Origin of the sequence: Streptomyces sp. SM11 (assembly GCF_002910905.1) — a bacterium.
Lineage (GTDB): Bacteria > Actinomycetota > Actinomycetes > Streptomycetales > Streptomycetaceae > Streptomyces.
Window position 1 is genome coordinate 1 of record NZ_NEUE01000289.1, and the last position, 20,828, is coordinate 20,828.

Annotated in this window: 13 protein-coding genes; 10 read left to right on the plus strand and 3 right to left on the minus strand. The window is 69.5% G+C overall.

Annotated elements, in window-relative coordinates:
* The 8 genes from B9S58_RS31770 to B9S58_RS31805 form a co-directional block, all read left to right on the plus strand.
* On the plus strand, window positions 1-2,799 hold a 2,799-nt coding region (locus tag B9S58_RS31770), incomplete at its 5' end, for an Rne/Rng family ribonuclease (RefSeq protein WP_103535372.1).
* Between the two features lie 335 nt (window positions 2,800-3,134).
* The gene (locus tag B9S58_RS31775) at window positions 3,135-4,253 is read left to right on the plus strand and encodes a DegT/DnrJ/EryC1/StrS aminotransferase family protein (protein WP_103535373.1); all 1,119 of its coding nucleotides are present in this window, start codon (window positions 3,135-3,137) and stop codon (window positions 4,251-4,253) included.
* Window positions 4,250-5,278 carry a Gfo/Idh/MocA family protein gene (locus tag B9S58_RS31780; protein ID WP_103535374.1) on the plus strand — a complete coding sequence of 343 codons (1,029 nt, stop codon included), beginning with the start codon at window positions 4,250-4,252 and terminating at the stop codon, window positions 5,276-5,278. Before B9S58_RS31775 ends, B9S58_RS31780 begins: the two co-directional genes overlap by 4 nt.
* The gene (locus B9S58_RS31785) at window positions 5,275-6,888 is read left to right on the plus strand and encodes a glycosyltransferase (protein ID WP_103535375.1); all 1,614 of its coding nucleotides are present in this window, start codon (window positions 5,275-5,277) and stop codon (window positions 6,886-6,888) included. Before B9S58_RS31780 ends, B9S58_RS31785 begins: the two co-directional genes overlap by 4 nt.
* 4 nt (window positions 6,889-6,892) lie before the next feature.
* Window positions 6,893-8,176, plus strand: a complete 1,284-nt coding sequence (locus B9S58_RS31790) for a nucleotide sugar dehydrogenase (protein WP_103535376.1) — start codon at window positions 6,893-6,895, stop codon at window positions 8,174-8,176.
* Between the two features lie 2 nt (window positions 8,177-8,178).
* Entirely contained in the window at window positions 8,179-9,159 is a 981-nt protein-coding gene (gene galE / locus B9S58_RS31795) for a UDP-glucose 4-epimerase GalE (RefSeq protein WP_103535377.1), read from the plus strand.
* A 73-nt stretch (window positions 9,160-9,232) separates the two neighbouring features.
* Window positions 9,233-10,612, plus strand: a complete 1,380-nt coding sequence (locus tag B9S58_RS31800; protein WP_103535378.1) for a glycosyltransferase — start codon at window positions 9,233-9,235, stop codon at window positions 10,610-10,612.
* Window positions 10,609-12,723 (plus strand): glycosyltransferase, encoded by a 2,115-nt coding sequence (locus B9S58_RS31805; protein WP_103535379.1) that lies wholly within the window; start codon window positions 10,609-10,611, stop codon window positions 12,721-12,723. Before B9S58_RS31800 ends, B9S58_RS31805 begins: the two co-directional genes overlap by 4 nt.
* Window positions 12,724-12,826: 103 nt before the next feature.
* On the opposite strand, the gene B9S58_RS31810 is transcribed toward B9S58_RS31805, so the two are convergent.
* From B9S58_RS31810 to B9S58_RS31820, 3 genes are all read right to left on the minus strand, one after another.
* Window positions 12,827-13,423: an acyltransferase gene (locus B9S58_RS31810; protein WP_103535380.1), complete on the minus strand. Its 597-nt coding sequence runs from the start codon at window positions 13,421-13,423 to the stop codon at window positions 12,827-12,829.
* A 119-nt stretch (window positions 13,424-13,542) separates the two neighbouring features.
* The gene (locus B9S58_RS31815; RefSeq protein ID WP_146063594.1) at window positions 13,543-15,399 is read right to left on the minus strand and encodes an FG-GAP-like repeat-containing protein; all 1,857 of its coding nucleotides are present in this window, start codon (window positions 15,397-15,399) and stop codon (window positions 13,543-13,545) included.
* Between the two features lie 287 nt (window positions 15,400-15,686).
* Window positions 15,687-16,283 carry a hypothetical protein gene (locus B9S58_RS31820; protein ID WP_258045161.1) on the minus strand — a complete coding sequence of 199 codons (597 nt, stop codon included), beginning with the start codon at window positions 16,281-16,283 and terminating at the stop codon, window positions 15,687-15,689.
* A 376-nt stretch (window positions 16,284-16,659) separates the two neighbouring features.
* On the opposite strand from B9S58_RS31820, the gene B9S58_RS31825 reads away from it, so the two are divergent.
* Entirely contained in the window at window positions 16,660-19,683 is a 3,024-nt protein-coding gene (locus B9S58_RS31825) for an ALF repeat-containing protein (RefSeq protein WP_181009527.1), read from the plus strand.
* 25 nt (window positions 19,684-19,708) lie between these two features.
* The gene (locus tag B9S58_RS31830) at window positions 19,709-20,803 is read left to right on the plus strand and encodes an IS630 family transposase (protein WP_103531692.1); all 1,095 of its coding nucleotides are present in this window, start codon (window positions 19,709-19,711) and stop codon (window positions 20,801-20,803) included.
* Window positions 20,804-20,828: the final 25 nt, after the last annotated feature.

Genomic DNA, 20,828 nt, shown 5'->3' on the forward strand with positions numbered 1-20,828 from the left:
GAGCACGAGGGCGAGGACACCGACGAGTACGGCGACCGCCCCTCGCGCCGTCGCCGCCGTGGTGGCCGTCGCCGCCGTCGTGGCGAGGCCAACGACACGGACGACGAGCAGAGCGCCGACGAGGCGCCCGCGCCGTCCCGTGCCGAATCGCCCCGCTCCGAGGGTGAGCGGGACCGGGCCCAGGACGCCGACGAGAACGACGAGGACGACGACTCCTCGGCCTCCGGGTCGAGCAGCAGCCGTCGCCGTCGCCGTCGCCGTCGCCGCAGTGGTGACGCCGCCGCCGAGGCCGACCACGGCACCGCCGACGACCCGGAGCGTACGGTCGTCAAGGTCCGCGAGCCCCGCAAGAAGGAGGAGCGCGAGCCGGGCACCGGCTTCGACGAGGTCCAGTCCATCAAGGGCTCGACCCGTATGGAGGCCAAGAAGCAGCGCCGCCGCGAGGGCCGCGAGCAGGGCCGCCGCCGGGTCCCGATCATCACCGAGGCGGAGTTCCTCGCCCGCCGCGAGGCCGTCGAGCGGGTGATGGTCGTCCGCCAGAGCGGCGAGCGCACCCAGATCGGCGTCCTCGAGGACAACGTGCTCGTAGAGCACTACGTCAACAAGGAGCAGGCCACCAGCTACGTCGGCAACGTCTACCTGGGCAAGGTCCAGAACGTGCTGCCGTCCATGGAGGCCGCCTTCGTCGACATCGGCAAGGGCCGCAACGCCGTCCTGTACGCCGGTGAGGTCAACTTCGAGGCGCTCGGCATGGCCCACGGGCCGCGCCGCATCGAGACCGCGCTCAAGTCCGGCCAGTCGGTCCTGGTCCAGGTGACCAAGGACCCGATCGGTCACAAGGGCGCGCGTCTGACGAGCCAGGTCTCGCTGCCCGGCCGCTACCTCGTCTACGTACCCGAGGGCTCGATGACCGGGATCAGCCGCAAGCTGCCCGACACCGAGCGCTCCCGCCTCAAGACCATCCTCAAGAAGATCGTCCCCGAGGACGCGGGCGTCATCGTGCGTACCGCCGCCGAGGGCGCGAGCGAGGACGAGCTGCGCCGTGACGTCGAACGGCTCCAGGGGCAGTGGGAGGACATCCAGAAGAAGGCGAAGGGCACCAGCGGCTCCAACGCGCCGACGCTGCTCTACGGCGAGCCGGACATGACCGTCCGGGTCGTCCGCGACATCTTCAACGAGGACTTCTCCAAGGTCATCGTCAGCGGCGACGAGGCGTGGGAGACCATCCACGGCTACGTCTCGCACGTCGCGCCCGACCTGACGGAGCGGCTGTCGCGCTGGACCTCCGAGGTCGACGTCTTCGCGACGTACCGCATCGACGAGCAGCTGATGAAGGCGCTGGACCGCAAGGTCTACCTGCCCAGCGGCGGTTCGCTGGTGATCGACAAGACCGAGGCGATGATCGTCGTCGACGTCAACACGGGCAAGTTCACCGGCCAGGGCGGCAACCTGGAGGAGACCGTCACCAGGAACAACCTGGAGGCGGCCGAGGAGATCGTGCGCCAGCTGCGGCTGCGCGACCTCGGCGGCATCGTCGTCGTCGACTTCATCGACATGGTGCTGGAGTCCAACCGGGACCTGGTGCTGCGGCGTCTGCTGGAGTGCCTGGGCCGCGACCGCACCAAGCACCAGGTCGCCGAGGTCACCTCACTGGGCCTGGTCCAGATGACCCGCAAGCGGGTGGGCCAGGGTCTGCTGGAGTCGTTCTCCGAGACCTGCGTCCACTGCAACGGGCGCGGAGTCATCGTCCACATGGAGCAGCCGACCTCCGTCGGCGGCGGTGGTGGCGGTGGCAAGAAGTCCAAGAAGCGCGGCCGCGGCGGCGCGGGCCAGGACCACGAGCACGGTCACGAGCAGGACCACGGCCACGACGACCACGCGGCCGAGCCCGTCGAGACCGAGTCCGAGGCCGAGCTGGCCGCCGAGGTCGCCGCCCCGGTGTCCCTGGCGGACCTGGAACCGGCCGCGGACGAGGATTTCTACAGCAGCCCCGCCGAGGCCGAGGCCGCCGCCACGCGCGGCCGTGGCCGTCGTCGGGCCTCCCGCAAGGCGTCGGCCCCGGCCGGCGCCCCGAAGACCGAGGTGCCCGCCCCGGCCGTCGAGGCCCCCGCCGCCGAGGCCCGGCCCGAGCCGGTCGAGGCGGCACCCGCCGAGGCTCCGGTCGCGGAGACCCCGGAGGAGGCCCCCGAGGCTCCGGTCGAGGCCGCGCCCCAGGGCCGTACGCGCCGTCGGGCCACCCGTAAGGCGACCGCCCCGGCGGGTTCGCCCAAGCAGGCCGAAGCCGCGGAGCCGGTCCGGCCGGCCGAGCCCACCACGGACCCGGTCGTGGCCGAGGACCCGGTCGTCGAGGCGTCCGCCGCCGAGACACCGGCTCCCGAGGTCCCCGTGGCCGCCCCGCCGCGTGCCCGGCGCCGGGTGACCCGCAAGGTCACCGCTCCGGCGGGCTCGCCCACCGGGTCGGACGACACGGAGATCGTCGTGGTCGCATCGGCGCCCGAGGCGAAGGCACCGGAATCCGACCGACAGGAAGCCGAGGCGACCGCGCAATCCGGAACGACGGAATCCGAATTCTCGGAGCCGGCCCCGGCGAAGAAGACGGCCCGCAAGGCAGCCGCCAAGAAGGCCCCGGCAAAGAAGGCGGCGGCCAAGAAGACCGTCGCGAAGAAGACCGCCGCCAAGAAGACGACGGCGAAGACGGCCGCGAAGAAGACGACGAAGAAGACCGTCGCCGCCGAGCAGTCATCGCCGTCCGTAACGGCGTCCGCACCCTCCGCGGAGGGTGACTCGTCGGCAAGCTGATCAATCCGTAACCGGTTGTTCATCTTCAGGTGTCCCGCTCCGAGCGTGTCGGAGCGGGACACCTGCTTTGTTTCTGAACTGATGCATGTGTCGGTTAACGAGGCCGAAATGGGTCAAGAAATCCCTGATAATGTGACGGCGGTTGCCATGCTTGTGAGCGTTCTTCACGAAAACTACGGTTGGCGACAAGGCCCGGTGAAGATACCGGCCGGGCCGGATTCCTCGGCAGGGCGTCGGCATCGCGCCGGTGGGGTTATGCGCGACCTCGGCAAGACGTCCCGCACCTCGGAGCTCTGCCTGGTAACGAGCTCTTGCGGTGTTCAAGGAGGACGTTCATGACGAGCATCAACGAGCAGCCGATTCCTGCTGCCCGTCCGGTCATCGGGGAAGACGAGATCGAGGCCGCGGTACGCGTGCTGCGCAGCGGTCGCGTCGTGCAGGGCCCGGAAGTCGCGGCTTTCGAGGAAGGCTTCTCGCGCCTGGTCGACGACCGGCACTGCGTCGCCGTCAACTCGGGCACCTCGGCCCTGCACCTGCTGCTGCTGGCCCTGGGCATCGGCCCGGGCGACGAGGTGATCGTCCCCTCCTTCTCCTTCGCCGCCTCCGCGAACGCGGTCCGTCTCGTCGGCGCCGACGTGGTGTTCGCCGACATCGAGCCGGGCAGCTTCGGCCTCGACCCGGCCGCCGTCGAAGCCGCGATCACGCCGCGCACCGCAGCGATCATGCCGGTACACCTCTACGGTCACCCCGCGGCGATGGACCGGCTCATGCCCATCGCGGACAAGCACCGGCTCGCCGTGGTCGAGGACGCCTGCCAGGCCCACGCCGCGGCCCTGAACGGCACCCCCGTCGGCGCGTTCGGCGCGGGCGGCACCTTCAGCTTCTACCCGACCAAGAACATGCACTCGCTAGAGGGCGGCATGGTCACCACCGCCGACGCCGAACTGGCCCGCACCCTGCGCCTGCTGCGCAACCAGGGCATGGAGCAGCGGTACGCCAACGAGATCGTCGGCGCCAACATGCGGATGACCGACGTGTCCGCCGCCGTCGGCCGCGTACAGCTCGGCAAGGTGGAGGCCTGGACCGAGCAGCGCCGCGCCAACGCCGCGTACCTCGACGCGCACATCACCGCCCCGGCCGTCACCACACCGCCGGTGGCCGAGGGCGCGCGGCACGTCTACCACCAGTACACCGTGCGGATCAGCGGTGACCGGGACGCCGCGATGGCGAAGCTCACCGAGGCGGGCATCGGCAACGCGGTCTACTACCCGACGCCGATCCACCGGCTCAAGCCCTACTGGGAGCCGGACCAGAAGGCCGGCCGCACCTGGGACCTGCCCGAGACCGAGCGGGCCGCCGCCGAGGTCGTCTCGCTGCCCGTCCACCCCTCGCTCACCGAGGGCGACCTGGAGCGGATCGCCGCCGCCGTGAACTCCCTGGGGGAAAACCTGTGAGCGCCGTACTGAAGGCCGGCCTGGTCGGCCTCGGCTCCATGGGCCGCCACCACGCCCGCGTCCTCTCGAGCCTGGAGGGCGTCGAACTGGTCGGCGTCGTCGACCCGATGGGCGACAAGAACGGCTGGGCCCAGGGCGCCCCCGTCCTGTCCACCGTCGAGGAGCTCATCGCCCTCGGCGTCGACTACGCCGTCGTCGCCTGCCCCACCGGCCTGCACGAGGAGGTCGGCCTCCAGCTCGCCGACGCCGGTGTCTGCGCCCTGGTCGAGAAGCCGCTCGCGGACACGGTCGAGGGCGCCCGCCGCCTCGTCGACGCCTTCGAGTCGCGCGGCCTGGTGGCCGGCGTCGGCCACATCGAACGCTGCAACCCGTCCCTGCTCTCGCTCCGCGCCCGCCTGGAGGCCGGCGAGCTGGGCGACGTCTACCAGGTCGTCACCCGCCGCCAGGGCCCCTTCCCGCACCGGATCGCCGACGTCGGCGTGGTCAAGGACCTGGCCACCCACGACATCGACCTGACGGGCTGGGTCACCGGCCAGGCGTACGCCTCGATCGCCGCGCACACCGTCTCCAAGTCGGGCCGCCCGCACGAGGACATGGTCTCCGCCCTGGGCCAGCTGTCCGACGGCACGATGGTCAACCACCTGGTCAACTGGCTGAGCCCGCTCAAGGAGCGGTTCACCTCGGTCACCGGCGAGCGCGGCTGCTTCATCGCCGACACCCTCACCGCCGACCTCACCTTCCACTCCAACGCCGCGGTCACCACCGAGTGGGAGGCGCTGCGCGCCTTCCGCGGGGTCTCCGAGGGCGACATGATCCGCTACGCCATCCCCAAGCGCGAGCCGCTGCTCGTCGAGCACGAGCTGTTCCGCGACGCCGTACAGGGCAAGCCCGCCGACATCTGCACGCTGCGCCAGGGGCTCCGTACGGTCGAGGTGGCGGCCTCCGTGCTGGAATCCGCGGCCAACGGCACCACGGTGCTGCTCCCGGCGGACGGGGAGCAGAAGCAGGAGGAGCCGAGAAGGTGACCACACCCGATGTCACGGTGGTCGTAGCCGTCTACAACACGATGCCGTACCTCACCGAGTGTCTCGAATCGCTCGTGGGACAGAGCATCGGTCACGAGCGGCTTCAGGTCGTGGCCGTCGACGACGGATCGACCGACGACAGCGGCAAGGAACTCGACCGCTTCGCGCAGCGGTACCCGGACGTCTTCACCGTCGTCCACCAGTCCAACTCCGGTGGCCCGGCCGCTCCGAGCAACCGTGCCCTCGACCTGGCGACCGGCCGTTTCGTGTACTTCATCGGCTCGGACGACCACCTCGGCGAAGAGGCCCTGGAGCGGATGGTCGCCTGCGCCGACGCCAACGATTCCGATGTGGTCGTCGGCAAGATGGTCGGCACGAACGGGCGTTACGTCCACCAGAAGCTGTACACCGGCAACCGTGACGTCACCCTCGACGACTCCGAGCTTCCCTTCACCCTGGCCAACACCAAGCTGTTCCGCCGGGAACTGGTCGAGGAGCACGGGCTCCGCTTCCCCGAGGACATGCCGGTCGGCAGCGACCAGCCGTTCACCATCGAAGCGTGCGTCCGGGCCCGGAAGATCTCCGTGGTCTCCGACTACACCTGCTACTACGCGGTCAAGCGCGGCGACGCGAGCAACATCACCTACCGGGCGAACCACCTGGCCCGGCTCCGCTGTGTCCAGCGGATCATGGAGCACACGGCCGCCCTGATCCCCGCCGGTCCGCGGCGCGACGCCGTGTTCAAGCGGCACTTCGACTGGGAGCTGACCAAGCTCCTGCAGAAGGACTTCCCGACTCTCGACCCCGACACCCGCCGCCAGCTGTGCGAGGGCGTCGGCGCACTGGTGGACGCCTACTTCACCGACGGCCTGCGCGACGGCACCGGAGTCAAGCGCCGGGTGCGCTTCGGCCTCGCCCGGAGCGGCGCCGCCGAGGAACTCACCCGCGCCATCGCGGAGGAGACCGAGCACGGAGCGCCGCCCTTCCTGCTGGAGGGCGACCGTGCCTTCGCCGGCTACCCCGGATTCCGGGACGCGGCCGTCGGCCTCGACGACCGGTACTACGAGGTGCTCGGCGAGACGGTGGCGGGCCGGCTCTCCACGGGTACGCGACTGGAGTCGGCGAACTGGGAGCAGAGCGGCGAGGAGCTCTCGCTTGCCGTGAAGCTGCGCGTCGGCATCACCGGCGACACCTCCTCGGCCGTTGTCGCCCTAGCCCAGGGCGCCATGCCGCAGAGCGCGGACAAGCCCGGCGCACGCAAGCTCCCGGGGGACACCCCGCGCCCGGAGCGCGTCGGCACGCTCACCGCCGACGCGGCCGAGGACGGCGGCACCCTGCTGACCGCCCGCTTCCCGCTGGCGCCCATCCGGGCCAAGAGGGGCGTCCGCCTCTACGTGGACGTGGCAGGCTCCACGTACGAGATCCCGGTCCGCACCGAAGGCCGGCCGATGCCGCTGGCGCGCCGGTGGGGGAGCACCGACCCCCACCGCGTGGCGGCGAACACCAACACCAAGGGCCGGCTCGTGATCACGACGGCCCCCCTGCGGGAACCGAAGCCCAGTGTGCGCGCACGGCTGCGCCGCACGCTGTCCAGGTCGAAGAGGAAGTAATCCGATGGATATCTGTGTAGTCGCGCTCGGCAAGATCGGACTTCCGCTCGCCGTGCAGTTCGCCGCCAAGGGCCACAAGGTCATCGGCGCGGACGTCAACGAGAAGGTCGTCGAGCTCGTCAACGCGGCCACCGAACCGTTCCCCGGTGAGCACGACCTCGACGTCAAGCTCAAGGAGACCGTCGGCGCCGGCCTGCTCTCCGCCACGACGGACACCACGGCCGCGGTCGCCGCGTCCGACACCGTGGTTGTCGTCGTCCCGCTCTTCGTGGACGCCGAGGGCACCCCCGACTTCGGCTGGATGGACTCCGCCACCAAGGCCATCGCGGCGGGCCTGAAGCCCGGCACCCTGGTCAGCTACGAGACCACGCTGCCGGTCGGCACCACCCGTACCCGCTGGGCGCCGATGCTGGCCGAGGGCTCGGGCCTGACGCCCGGCGAGGACTTCCACCTGGTCTTCTCCCCGGAGCGGGTGCTCACCGGCCGGGTCTTCGCCGACCTGCGCCGCTACCCGAAGCTCGTCGGCGGCATCGACGAGGCGTCCGCGGAGCGCGGCGTCGCGTTCTACGAGGCCGTCCTCGACTTCGACGAGCGCGAGGACCTGCCCCGTCCGAACGGCGTCTGGGACCTCGGCACGGCGGAGGCCTCCGAGCTGGCGAAGCTCGCCGAGACCACCTACCGCGACGTCAACATCGGCCTGGCCAACCAGTTCGCCCGGTTCGCCGACCGACACGACATCGACGTCAAGAAGGTCATCGAGGCCTGCAACAGCCAGCCCTACAGCCACATCCACCAGCCCGGCATCGCCGTCGGCGGCCACTGCATCCCGATCTACCCGCGGATGTACCTGTGGAACGACCCGGAGGCCACCGTCGTGCGCTCGGCCCGCGAGGCCAACGCCGCGATGCCCGCGTACGCCGTCGACCTGCTGGCCGCCGCCTACGGCGACCTGGACGGAGCCGGGGTCCTGGTGCTGGGCGCGGCCTACCGCGGCGGCGTCAAGGAGACCGCGTTCTCCGGCGTCTTCGGTGTCGTCGAGGCCCTCAAGGCGCGCGGCGCGGTGCCCTTCGTCTCGGATCCGATGTACACCGCCGAGGAGCTGACCGCCCTCGGCCTCGTCCCGCACGAGCGCCAGGCCGTCACCGCCGCGATCCTCCAGGCCGACCACGCCGAGTACCGCGAGCTGTCCGCCGCCGACCTCCCGGACGTCCGCGTCCTGGTCGACGGCCGCCGCACCACGGACCCGGCGAACTGGGCGGGCGTACGCCGCGTGGTCATCGGAGGCTGACGATGACCTGGCTGATCACCGGTGGGGCCGGCTACATCGGATCCCACGTGGTCGCGGAGATGGCGGGCGAGGAGCGCCTCGTCGTCCTCGACGACCTCAGCACCGGACGCGCGGAACGCATTCCCGAGGGCGTCCCGCTCGTCGTGGGCTCGGTCCTGGACCGTGAGCTCCTCGACCGGGTGCTGGCCGATCACGCGGTGACCGGCATCGTGCACATCGCGGGCAAGAAGCAGGTCGCGGAGTCCGTCGAACGACCGCTGTACTACTACCGCGAGAACGTCGACGGCCTGTGCACCCTGCTGGAGGCGGCGGCCGCTGCCGGTGTCCGGCGCTTCCTGTTCTCCTCGTCGGCGGCGGTCTACGGCATGCCCGACGTCGACCTGGTCACCGAGGGCACTCCCTGCCTGCCGCTCAGCCCGTACGGCGAGACCAAACTTGCGGGCGAGTGGATGGTGGCCGCGGCCGGCCGGGCGCACGGCATGGCCACGGCCTCACTGCGCTACTTCAACGTGGCCGGAGCCGCTTCGGCGGAACTGGCCGACGAAGGCGTCTTCAACCTGGTCCCGATGGTATTCGAACGCCTGGAGGCCGACGACGCCCCCCGGATCTTCGGCGACGACTACCCGACCCCGGACGGCACCTGCGTCCGCGACTACGTCCACGTGGAGGACATCGCCTCCGCCCATGTCGCCGCGGCCCGCCGCCTGGCCCGGGACCCGGCCGCCGAGCTGGTCCTGAACATCGGCCGGGGCGAGGGGGCGTCCGTCGCCGAGATGGTCGACATCATCCTCGACGTCACCGGCCGCACAGAGCTGACCCCGGTCTCCGGGGCCCGCCGCCCCGGAGACCCGGCCCGGGTGGTCGCCTCCGTGGACGCCATCGCCGAGGAGCTGGGCTGGTCGGCCCGGCACGGCATACGCAGCATGATCGAGTCGGCCTGGGCGGGGTGGCGCCTGCGGCACGGGCCGCGGGCGTCGGCATGAGGCACAGAGCCCCGGACCGTCCCGGTCAACAGGCGTCACGAAGAAACGACCCCCGAAACTCAGCAGAACAGGAATGACTGAAGTGCCAGGCATGGACGAGCGCAGCGGACCGCGTCCGCATCTGCTGTACTTCGCGATCGGGTTCCCGCCCGCCGCGAAGAGTTCCGCCTTCCGGATGCGGGAGACCGCGAACCAGTTCGCCGCCGCGGGCTGGGACGTCACCGTCGTCACGATCGCGGAGGAGTCCTGGCTCCGCGACTCCGGCGTGGACCACACGCTCTCGGAGTCCGTCGACGAGCGGGTCAGGGTCGTGGAGCTGCCGCTGTCCCGGGCCGACCTGGAGACGGACATCCGGCTGTACTCCGAGGAGCGGGCGCTGGACCCCGTGAAGTGGCTGAGCGGCTTCCGGGCCGAAGCGCTCAAGAGCTTCCCCGAGCCGGTGTTCGGAGGCTGGCGGGGCGCTCTGGAGACGGCCGCGCTGGAGCTGTACCGCGAGCGGCCGGCCGATCTCGTCCTGGCCAGCTGCGTCCCGTACGTCCAGCTCGCCGCCGTCCGCAGGCTCTGGGAGGAACACCGGGCCCCGTACGCGGTGGACTTCCGCGACGGCTGGTCCCTGGACGTCATCGACGGCGTGGAGGCCTTCCCGAAGGACTCCGAGACAGGCCGCTGGGAGTCGGACCTGCTGGAGAACGCCCTGTCGCTCTGGGTGGTCAACGACCAGATCGCCGACTTCTACCGCGCCCGCTACCCCGAGCACGCGGAGCGCATCCACGTCGTGCGCAACGGCTATGACCGGGACAGCGTGCCCGAGGTCGAGTTCCGCCCCGTCGCCGGGCGGAACCTCGTCTTCGGACACCTGGGCACGGTCAGTTTCTCCGTCCCGCTGCTGGAGTCCGTCCTCGCCGCCTGGCGCACCGCCCGGGAGCGGGAGCCGCTGCTCGCCGACGCCAGGTTCGAGGTGCGCGGGCACATCGGCGCGGGCTCGAACCGCGAGGCCAACCGGCACGTCGAGGTCCTGCGCGCGGCGGCCGACGACGGCGTCGTGGTGGGCGGCGCCGTGCCCAAGGCCGATGTCGCCGATGTGTACGGCGCCTGGGACGCCTTGGTGCTCGTCATCATCGGCGGGCCGTTCATGACGTCCGGCAAGGTCTACGAGTACATGGCCACCGGACTGCCGATCGTCTCCATGCACGCGGCCGACCACGACGCGTCGCGGCTGCTGGACGGCCGTCCGCTGTGGACCGGCCCTCGCGGACTGGACGAGGAGAGGCTGGCCGACGCGTTCTGCGAGGCCGCCCGTATGGTCGTGGAGGCCTCGCCCGAGCAACGCGCGGCCGCCCGTGACCACGGCACCGACTACGCCCGTGATTCCCTGATGGCGAGCGCCGTGGAGGGCCTGACCGCTCTGGTGCTCGGCCGGCAGACCGCACTTTCCGGAGGTTCCGGGGCATGACCGACGTATTGATGATCGCGGGTTCGACGCCCAAGCCGACCGTCGTGGCCGCGGCGGTGGACAAGTTCCGCAGGCTCGGGGCCCGTGTCCACCTCGTCGGCAACTTCAAGGCCGGGGACATCGCCGCCGACCTGGGTTGGGCCACCGTACGCAAGGTGCCCGTCGGCGGTTCGGCGGGCAAGCACGTGCAGCGCAAGACGGAGGCGATGCGCTTTCCGGAGCGGCTTTGGTTCCACCTGGAGCACGACCGGGCGGCCCGCGCCGTCACCCGCTCCGTCGATCTGGTGGTGGCCCTCGACCACCGCGCGGTGTACAGCGCCTGGCGCATCTCGCAGTTCAGGCGTCAGCCCGACGTGTGCTTCGGCATCGCCGCGGGTCTCCGCGCCCTGGAGAAGCGCCGGGAGTCGGGTGGCGGACAGCTGCCCGAGTATGTCCCCGGTCCCCTCACCGTGGCCACCGACGGGCTGCGCCGACGCGTCCGGACCCTCCCGGCCGACCTGCTGCGCAACGCCACCGGGCCGCTCGCCCTGCGCAGTCGCGTCGGGGCACGCGCCTGGCGTGCCGCCGTCTCGGCGCCCGGCGTTCCGGACACGCTGCGGATGACGGCCACCGAGCAGGTCATCGAGGGCATGTGGCTGGCCGGACGTCAGTCCGGAGCTCTGGTCACCGCTCGTGCGGCGGCCGGGAAGCTCGCCGACCCGGCCATAAAGGCCCGCCTGCTGGACAACGTGGCGGCCAGGATCATCAGGAGCGGCCGCACTCCGGCCAACCTCCCCGAGGCGATCACGGCCCATCTGGACCTGGCTGACGTACGGCACGCCGCCGGCGACCGGGCGGCGGCCGCCGACGCCCTGCTGCACGCCATGAAGCTGGCCTTCCACCGTGTCGTCCACATCGACCAGGTCAGCAGTCCGCTGGCCGCGGATCCGGCCGGATTCATCGCCCCGTTCCGGAAGTCGACGGCTGCCTCCGCCTTGGTCCGGCCGAAGAGCAGGCTGACCCCGGCTGCCGCCCCGCCGAAGGACAGGCCGCTGCGGCTGCTCGTCGCCACGACCTCCAACGCGAACTTCCTGCACCTGATCCGGTCGCACTACGAGGCCAACCCGGACGTCGAGCTGCGCTTCCTCGACATGGCGGAGCACCCGGGCATGAAGCGGCTCAACGGCGCGGCGCAGCGTCACCTCGAATACCGACTGGGGGGAGAGCCGCTCTTCGCCCACGCCGCCGAGCAACAGCTTCGGCCGCATCTGGACTGGGCCGATACCGTGTTCGTGGACTGGTGTGTGGCTCCCGCCGCTCTGTTCACCGTGGTCGACCCGGGTGATACCCGGATCATCGTCCGGCTGCACAGCTACGAGGCCTTCACCCGCTGGCCCCACGTGACGGACTTCTCGCGCATCGACGACGTGGTGTTCGTCGCCGACCACATCCGCGATCTGTCGGTGAAGGCCATCCCCGGCCTCGGCGGCGAGCACGCCCCCCGTACGCATGTGATCGACAACGGCATGGACCTCGCCGGCTTCCGGCGTACGAAGGATCCGTCCACCCGCTACAACCTCGGACTGGTCGGCATCGGCCAGGTGCCGAAGGACCCGCTCTGGGCCCTGGAGGTCCTCAAGAGGCTGCGCGAGCGGGACGAGCGCTACCGGCTGTTCCTGATCGGCGGCGAGATGGGCCGGCCGAGCAACGCGGCCAAGGCGTACGCACGCAAGCTGGAGAAGGCGCTGAAGCCGCTCGTGGAGCGGGGGGCCGTCGTACGGGTCGGAGCGACCGACGACGTGCCCGGGGCTCTGGAGGACGTGGGTGTCATCCTCAGTACGTCGGTACGCGAGGGCTGCCACGTGGGCCTGATGGAGGGCGCGGCCAGCGGCGCCGTCCCGGTGGTCCGCGACTGGCCGTTCTTCGCGGGCGGCGAACACGGTGCCGGGACGCTCTACCCGGCCGAGTGGATCGTGGAGACCCCCGAGGCCGCGGTCGAGCGGGTGCTCTCCCTCACGGCGTCCGACGAGAGCTGGCGCAACGCCGGAAAGATGGCCACCGAGCACGCGCTGACCACGTGGGACTGGCCGGTCGTCCGGCTCGACTTTGACCGATTGCTGTTCGACCGCTGAGCCGACGACGCACGAGGGCCGGGAACCGCTCCACCACGGTTCCCGGCCCTCGCCGGTCCTGCCGGCCGCGGTGAGCCGTCGCCCGGCACGAGGGCGGCCCTGCTCAGCGCTCCGCGAGCACCCCGTCCTTCTCCTCGTATACAGTCCCGCTCTGCGGGCACTCCCACACCCCCGGCTCGCCCTCGCGCGCGACCAGCCGGACCCCGCTGTGACCGACCCAGCCGATCTGCCGTGCGGGCACACCGACGACCAGGGCGAAGTCGGGGACGTCCTTGGTGACCACGGCGCCGGCCGCGACCATCGCCCACCGGCCGATACGGACCGGCGCGACACACACCGAGCGGGCACCGAGCGAGGCGCCCTCGGCGACCTTCACGCCGACGGCCTCCCAGTCGCCGCCGCGCTTCTGCTTGCCGTCCGGGTCGACCGAGCGGGGGTTGTGGTCGTTGGTGAGGACGACGGCGGGGCCCACGAAGACGCCGTCGCCGAGCTCGGCGGGCTCGTAGACGAGGGCGTAGTTCTGCAGCTTCACGTTGTTACCGATGCGCACGCCGGTGCCGACGTACGCACCGCGGCCGACGACACAGCCCTCGCCGAGTTTCGCCCCCTCGCGGATCTGAGCCAGCTCCCAGACGCTGGAGCCGGCCCCGATCTCGGCAGTCTCGTCGACCTGGGCGGTGGGCTGGACCCTGTAATTCACGGCATGCCTTTCGAAGAGCCGATGCGCCCGGAAAGCATAAAGGCGTCCGGCCCACCGGCCCACCGCCCCGTTCGGGAGGGGTGGGCCGGACGGCGCACAGCGCGTGCGGCGGCGTTCGGTCAGACGACGCTGCCGGTCCAGTGCTTGACCGGGGCCCTGACGCCGGTTCCGGTGCTGGTGAAGGAGAACAGGCTGTCGATGCGCCAGCCGTCGGCGGAGGTCCCGGCACGGTAGAGGACGCCGACATCGGCCTTGCCGTCGTTATTGAAGTCGCCGGAGACGGGCTGGCTCGCGGCCCAGGAGAAGGACCCGGTGCTGGTCCACACCTCACGCGGTGAGGCGAAGTCCGTGCCGGTGCTCGAGAAGGTGAAGAGCGCGGACCGGTGCACGCCCGCTTCCGTGGTGCCGCGGTTGTAGAGGACGCCGATGTCGTCCTTGCCGTCGCCGTTGTAGTCGCCGGAGGTCACCTTGCTGGCCGACCAGGTGAAGCCGCCGGGCGTGGTCCAGGTCTTGCGCGGGTTGTTGAAGTCGGTGCCGTTGCTGGTGAAGGTGTAGAGCGAGGAGATCTGCTTGCCGTCGGCGGAGGTGCCGCCGTTGTAGAGGACGGCGACGTCGTCCTTGCCGTCGCCGTTGTAGTCGCCGGAGGTCACCTTGCTGGCCGACCAGGTGAAGCCGCCGGGCGTGGTCCAGGTCTTGCGCGGGTTGCCGAAGCCGGTCCCGTTGCTGGGGAAGGTGTACAGCGAGGAGATCTGCTTGCCGTCGGCGGAGGTGCCGCCGTTGTAGAAGACGGCGACGTCATCCTTGCCGTCGCCGTTGTAGTCGCCGGAGGTCACCTTGCTGGCCGACCAGGTGAAGCCGCCGGGCGTGGTCCAGGTCTTGCGCGGGTTGCCGAAGCCGGTCCCGTTGCTGGGGAAGGTGTACAGCGAGGTGATGTTGCCGGTGTCGGACTTGCCGGTGTCGTAGAGGACCGCGAGGTCGTCCTTGCCGTCGCCGGTGTAGTCGCCCGAGGTCAGCTTGCTCTTGCTCCAGGTGAAGCCGCCCGGGGTGCTCCACACCTTCTTGGGCTCGCCGAAGCCGGTACCGGTGCTGTAGAACGCGAAGAGGGAGGCACGGTTCTTGCCCTCGATGGAGGTGCCGTTGTCGTAGAACGCGGCGATGTCCTCGCGGCCGTCGCCGTTGAAGTCACCGGAGGCGGCCTGGGACTCCCCGGGCAGCGCGCGGACCTGGGTGACCCAGTCGACGACGTCGTCGGTGCGGGTCTCCACCGCACCGACGCGGGTCTCGTCGGAGCCGAAGCAGCCCGCCTGCCAGGAGGCGCTGTGGACGGCGGCCAGCAGGGCCTTGCCATCCTGCTCGCGCAGGGCGGGACCGCCCGCGTCGCCCTTGCAGATCGCGCCGCCGTCGCGGGTGACGGCCACCGTCGTCGCACCGGTCGCGCTCACGGCGAACGTGCCGGCGTGCAGCCGGTCGGGAACCCAGGATGTCGCGGTACGGCCGTAGCCGAGGGCCCGCAGGTTCTCGCCCGCCACCGGGGCGGAGTCCGCGAGCAGCAGCGGGGCGATGTCCGTGACCGGCTGGGCCAGCTTGGCCATCACCAGGTCACGGTCGGTGCGCGAGACCAGCTCGGTCACCTCGACGACCTTGCCACCGGTCCCGGTCAGGTCGGTACGGCCGATCGTCGCCGTGGTCTTCTGCGCCGGGGCTCCGACGGGAAGAGGGAACGCCGGCTGCCCGGCTGCCGCGAAGCAGCTGCTCGCGGTCAGGATCCACTGGGCGTCGACCAGCGAACCGGTGCAGGCACGCTGCGCGTCGCCCTCACCGATGTCGAGCTTCGCGGTGAAAGCGTACGAACCGCTCGCGACTGCGTCACCCACCACCGCCTGAGCCGGAGACGAGAGGGCGAGGGCGCCGGCCGCCGTGGCAGCGGCGGCGAGGGCAGCTATGCCCCGCACACGGCGGGGAGGTTGGATGTTCACATGTTTCCTTGGCAAGTTGAACGAGGGGCTGCGAAGCCCGTGGAGTAAGGCCGACGAAGTTGGCGTTGCCCTGCGGCAATGCCGCTTCGCGAGGCGAGAGTTCCGTCGGATTTGAGTGTGCGGTGGCCAGTTGGACTCTGACCGGGTACCACTGTGTCCGCTGCTCGGATCGCAGCGTGCGGAAGCGCATGTCGGGCGGGTGTCCCCGGACCGGGCCAGTTCAGTCAGGTAGCTGTCTTTGCTGGGGGCGGTTGGGCCTGGTTGGTGTGGCAAGCGTGTGTGACGGGTCAGCCGGTGATGCGGATTTCAACCAGTGCTGAGCGCTTGCCTGTGTCGCCGGCTTCGCCGACTGAAGTGAGCTCGTCGGCCGGGGCGTTGACGATGGTGCTTTTGCCGTCAGCGGTGAGGGTGGCCTTGACCGGATAGTCCTGCGTCCAGATGTTGAAGGTGTCGGGAAGCTCGAGCGTCAGGTAGCCGGACTTGGCGTCAGTCTCGAAGCAGTAGACGCCGTTTCGGGCCTCGATTGCGATGTTGGAGCCGCCGAAGCAGTCATTGAGCTCGGTCACGTCGGTGAGCCAGATGTGTCCGTCGCCGCGCTTGAGGATGACGCCCCGTTCCTGCTGCAACTCTGTCGCGCCGGGGTGGACGAAGTCCTCGACTACGCCGGGCATTTCGTCTGCCGCGGAAGCTGTGCGCCCGGCATCGGGTGTGCTCTGCGGGAGCGCAAGCGCGCTGGCGCCGAGTCCCAGCACCAGAGCAGCCGTCAGGCTGGCGAGGAGGGACGTTCGGGAGATGGATATCGACATGGATTCCTCGTGAGAGATGACATGTGAAGCAAAAGTGACCGCCAGGTAACCATGTCGATCGCCTTGTGTAAAGCTCATGTAATATCCACGCACACAGTCTGACGGCGTCTGTCAACTGCGTAGGCGTCACGGCTGGCGCAGCGTCAGCGGCGGTACGAGCCCCGAGGCTTCACCACGCGCCCACTCACCCACGAAGCCCCCCAAAGAGGCAGATACTATATTTATCCTTCTTTTGGTTGCCCTCCCGGCCGGCTGCGATTAACAATCAGGGGATAGTAAAGTGAATAGGATTTCGCTGTCTCAGCGAATAAGTCAAACGTGCAAATCTTACCGAAGAGCGACGCGGCAACCGCTCAATGCTCGGGCCCTTTGCGCCGCTCTGCTCACCACCACGCTCACGGCCACACTTCTGGGTACATCGACGGCGAAGGCGGCCGATGAGGTACAGCCGAGCGTGAACCGCAGCCTGGCCGTGGGCTACTGGATCGATGCCGGAGCGGGCCTCAAGGAGGCAGCCGAGAAGGCTATTCTGGGCACGGACGACGACATTCGGGCCTTTCTCACCGAGGCGCCTGCAATCCAGCAGATCGACAACCGAGTAGACGTCTCTCGCGTGGTGAACGCCGCCGGACCAGCAGTACGGGAGGCAGCGAAGACCGCGCTGCAAGGCACCCCCGAAGACGTAGAAGCGTTCTTGACAACGGGCTGGAAGACTCCGTACGAGCAGGACCTGCGGGTGGAGGCCAGCCGAGTTGTGAACTTCGGCGGCCCCGGCGTCCAAGACGCAGGAAAGGCTGCTCTGCTGGGCAGCCCTGAGGACGTCAAGCAGTTCCTCGACATCGGGCAGTACAAGGCCCAGGAGACAGACGAGCGCATCGAGGTCTCCAGGCTCTACAACTCCGGTGGCACGAACGTGAAGGCCGCCGCCAAGCTGGCCCTCCGCGGAACCCCGGACGACATCGTGGAGTTCCTGGAGGTAGGACAGTTCGTCGCGCGGAACCGCGACCAGGAGCAGGCCACAATCGCGCAGCTGACCCAGCAGGCGGAGAAGGCCAGCAAGCAGGCCGAGCAAGCGAAGGACAAAGCCAAAGAAGCCAAGGACAAGGCCGTAGCGGCTGCAGAGCTCGCCAAGGCAGCCGCAGAGCTTGCTGCCAAGGAGACCGAGGCCGCGAAAGAAGACGCCCACCTCGCGACGGTGAAGGCCAAACAGGCCGCAGACGCGGCCCGTGCGGCAGCAGCCGCTGCGCAACAGGCGATCAGTGCGGCGAACGCGGCCAACACGGCTGCTCGCCGGGCATCTCTGGCAGCAGCGCAGACCGCGAACGCCGCAGCCGCGGCTGCCGAAGCCGCCGGGCGCGCGTCGAACGCGGCGTACGCCGCAAGCCAGGACAAGGACAAAGCCCAAGCAGCCCGGAATATGGCCGCGCAGGCACGACAGGCAGGCGAGCTGGCGAGGAAGTCCGGCAAGGCCGCCGAGCAGGCCGGCAAGGCTTCCCTGGCTGCTGCCGATGCGGTCCGCGCCTCCCTCAGCGCGATCTCCAACGCCGACAAGGCTGCTGATGCAGCCGATGCGGCCGCGAACTCTGCGATCGCGGCGGGAGGCTCCGCTGGAGAGGCGCGAGCGGCCGCGGCGGAGACTCACCGGCACGCGAAGGAGGCCAACCGCGCCGCCACGGCGGCTGAGAACCTGGCCCGCAGGTCGGCCGCGGCCGCCGAAGAGGCCAGGCTCGCAGCCAACTCTGCCGCCACGCATGCGGACAACGCCGCGGACGCCGCAGAGAAGGCTGCCGAACACGCTGGAGAGGCATCCGACCAGGCAGCTGAGGCGAGAAAACAGGCTGTTGCTGCGAAGACGGCCGCCGACAGCGCCACCAAATCGGTGGCCACCGCGCAGAAGACCTTCAACCTCGCCCGCGAAACGGAGGCTGAGGATCTCACCACCCGCACCAATGCCGGCGTCGAAGCGGCCCTGACCCAGAGGGCCACCACCGACACCTTCACCATCGAGATCTCGAAGTCCGTGGTCGAAGGCCAAGCCATCGTGGCCGACACGAAGGAACTGGCCGCCGATGCGGACAAGCCGGGCGCTGACCAGGCCGCCATCGCCACGAAGGGGCGCGCCATCGCGTTGCGCGCATTTGAGTACTTCGGTTCTTGGCGCCAGGACGCCGCCGCCCAGGCGCTGTCCGGCACCGACACCGACGTGATTGCCTACCTGAAGACGGGCTGGAGCGAGGCAGTTGCGGACGAGAACCGTCAGCAGGTCGCGCACCTCGTTTCCGCAAGTCCCTATGAGGCCGTGCGTGCCGCCGCAGCCGAGGCACTCAAGGGAACTGATCAGCAGATCCTCAGCCTTTACACCACTGGCCAGTACCAGGCGGCCAACGCCGATTACCGGATCGCGGTGTCCAAGCTCTTCAACGACGGCGGCCCCGGCGTGAAAGAAGCGGCGAGAGCGGCTTTGGAGGACGGCAATCCACAGGCGCTGGTCGGCTTCCTCAACAGCGGCCAGTACGCTGCCCGCCAGGCCGACGAGCGGGTGACAGCGAGCAAGCTGTACAACGACGGCGGCCCCGAGGTGACGTCCGCAGCCAAGATTGCTCTGGCCGGATCCGCCAACGAGGTACAGACCTTCGTTCAGACAGGCCAGTACATGGCCGATCGCAAAGACCAGCTCGCCAACAATCACATCGCACAGGTGCAGCGCCTTCTCGCTGAAGGCAAGAAGATTGCGGCCACCGCCCGCAGGGACAGCCACCTCGCAGCTCAGGTAGCTGCCGAAGCCACTGGTGCCGCAGCCGACGCCGAGAAGGCCAAGAACGACGCGGCACAAAGCGCCACGGAAGCGGCTGGCTACGCGAACGACGCCGACAATGCCGCAGACCGAGCCGAAACCAGCGCCGTGCAGGCTAAGGCATCAGCCAGCACCGCACGCGCTGCCGCCAACCGCGCCAACCAGGACGCCGCGGCAGCCGAGGAATCCGCAGCACAGGCCGAATTCTCCGCCGACTACGCGCGCACCTCGGCATATGAGGCGAAGGTCTCAAGCGATAGGGCACATGCCGACGCGATCGCCGCAGGTAAGAGTTCCGCAGAAGCCGCGAAGGAGTCATCCGCGGCATGGGCTGACGTCGTCAAGAAGCGAGAGGCAGAGGAGGCAGAAGCGCGCCGCCTCGCTGCGGAACGACGCAAGAAGCAGCAGGAGGAAGAAGAGAAGCGGCCGCGCTGCTACCTCCACCCGACCAGAGACCACCTTCCGCCCTGCGCCTTGAATGGCGGGAAGCTCGATCATCCCCCTATTGACCCGGTGCTCAAGGAGTTCGCCTGGGAGGTACTCGGTCTCAACGATGCCAAGGAATGCGTCAAGAACCCAGGACTGGGAAAGTGCGCCCTCGCGGTGCTGTCAGTTCTGCCCGTCGGCAAGGTCAAACTGATCAAGAAGGCTCTAGTGTCTCGTGATCCTGTCGTTGGAACTTGATGGCGCGTCGCTTCGTTAGCCTGTTGTGGATCTCTCTTCCGAACAGATCGATGAGCTGCGGGAGTTGGCGGGCAGCCGTCATGCCCCTGCCGATGCCGCTCTGCGGGCCCGCCTGGTGCTGTGGACGGCCGAGGGGCGGCGACGCAAGGACATCGCCGAACTCGCAGGAGTCGCACCGAATACGGTGGACCGCGCCAAGGCCCGTTACCTCGTGGGCGGGATTGCCCAACTGGCTTCCCGGAAACCCGGCGGCGGACGCGATCAGGTCCCCGCGACCACTCGGGCCCGGGTGATCGCATTGACGAAGACAACCCCGCCGACGGAATCGGGGCTGTCCCACTGGTCCACGCGGACGCTGGTCAATCACATGAAGCGGCGCGAGGGCATCTCGGTGTCCTGGCACTACGTCGCCCGCATCTGGCGGGAGGAGAACCTCAAGCCGCACCGGAACGGCACCTTCAAGATCTCGAAGGACCCCGCATTCGCGGACAAGGTCGCCGATGTCGTCGGCCTGTACCTGGCCCCGCCCGGCGGCGCGGTGGTGCTGTCCATTGACGAGAAGACGCAGATACAGGCGCTGGACCGAACCCAGCCGGTACTGCCGGTCACCTTCGGCGCGGGCGAGAAGCGCACCCACGACTACGTACGGCACGGCACCACCAATCTGTTCGCCGCCCTCAATGTCCATACCGGTGAGGTGACCGGCGAGTGCAGGCCGAGCCGGAACGGGGCAAGCTTCCTCGCCTTCCTGAAGAAGGCGACCAAGCCGCACGCCGGCAAGGAGATCCATGTCGTCCTGGACAACCTGTCCACGCACACCACGCCGGAGGTGAAGGCATGGCTGGAGAAGAACCCCCACATCCGCTTCCACTTCACTCCCATCGGTTCCTCATGGTTGAACCAGATCGAGATCTGGTTCGGGATCCTGACTCGGCAGTCCATTCGCCGGGGCACGTTCTCCAGCGTCAACGTCCTGGTCAAGCAGATCCGCGACTACATCAACTCCTGGAACGAGGACGCGAATCCCTTCACCTGGACCGCGTCCGCCGAAGAGATCCTCGCGAAGGTCCGCGTCGTCCAGACCAACATGAAGAAACTCGTTAATAACAACTCAAACTGACACGATCAGGATCACGAGACACTAG

What these genes read in the sequence shown, in the direction of transcription:
- B9S58_RS31775 (WP_103535373.1), top strand. Translation starts at nt 3,135, where the DNA reads ATGACGAGCATCAACGAGCAGCCGATTCCTGCTGCCCGTCCGGTCATC.
- B9S58_RS31790 (WP_103535376.1), top strand. Translation starts at nt 6,893, where the DNA reads ATGGATATCTGTGTAGTCGCGCTCGGCAAGATCGGACTTCCGCTCGCC.
- galE (WP_103535377.1), top strand. Translation starts at nt 8,179, where the DNA reads ATGACCTGGCTGATCACCGGTGGGGCCGGCTACATCGGATCCCACGTG.
- B9S58_RS31800 (WP_103535378.1), top strand. Translation starts at nt 9,233, where the DNA reads ATGACTGAAGTGCCAGGCATGGACGAGCGCAGCGGACCGCGTCCGCAT.
- B9S58_RS31805 (WP_103535379.1), top strand. Translation starts at nt 10,609, where the DNA reads ATGACCGACGTATTGATGATCGCGGGTTCGACGCCCAAGCCGACCGTC.
- B9S58_RS31820 (WP_258045161.1), bottom strand. Translation starts at nt 16,283, where the DNA reads ATGAGCTTTACACAAGGCGATCGACATGGTTACCTGGCGGTCACTTTT.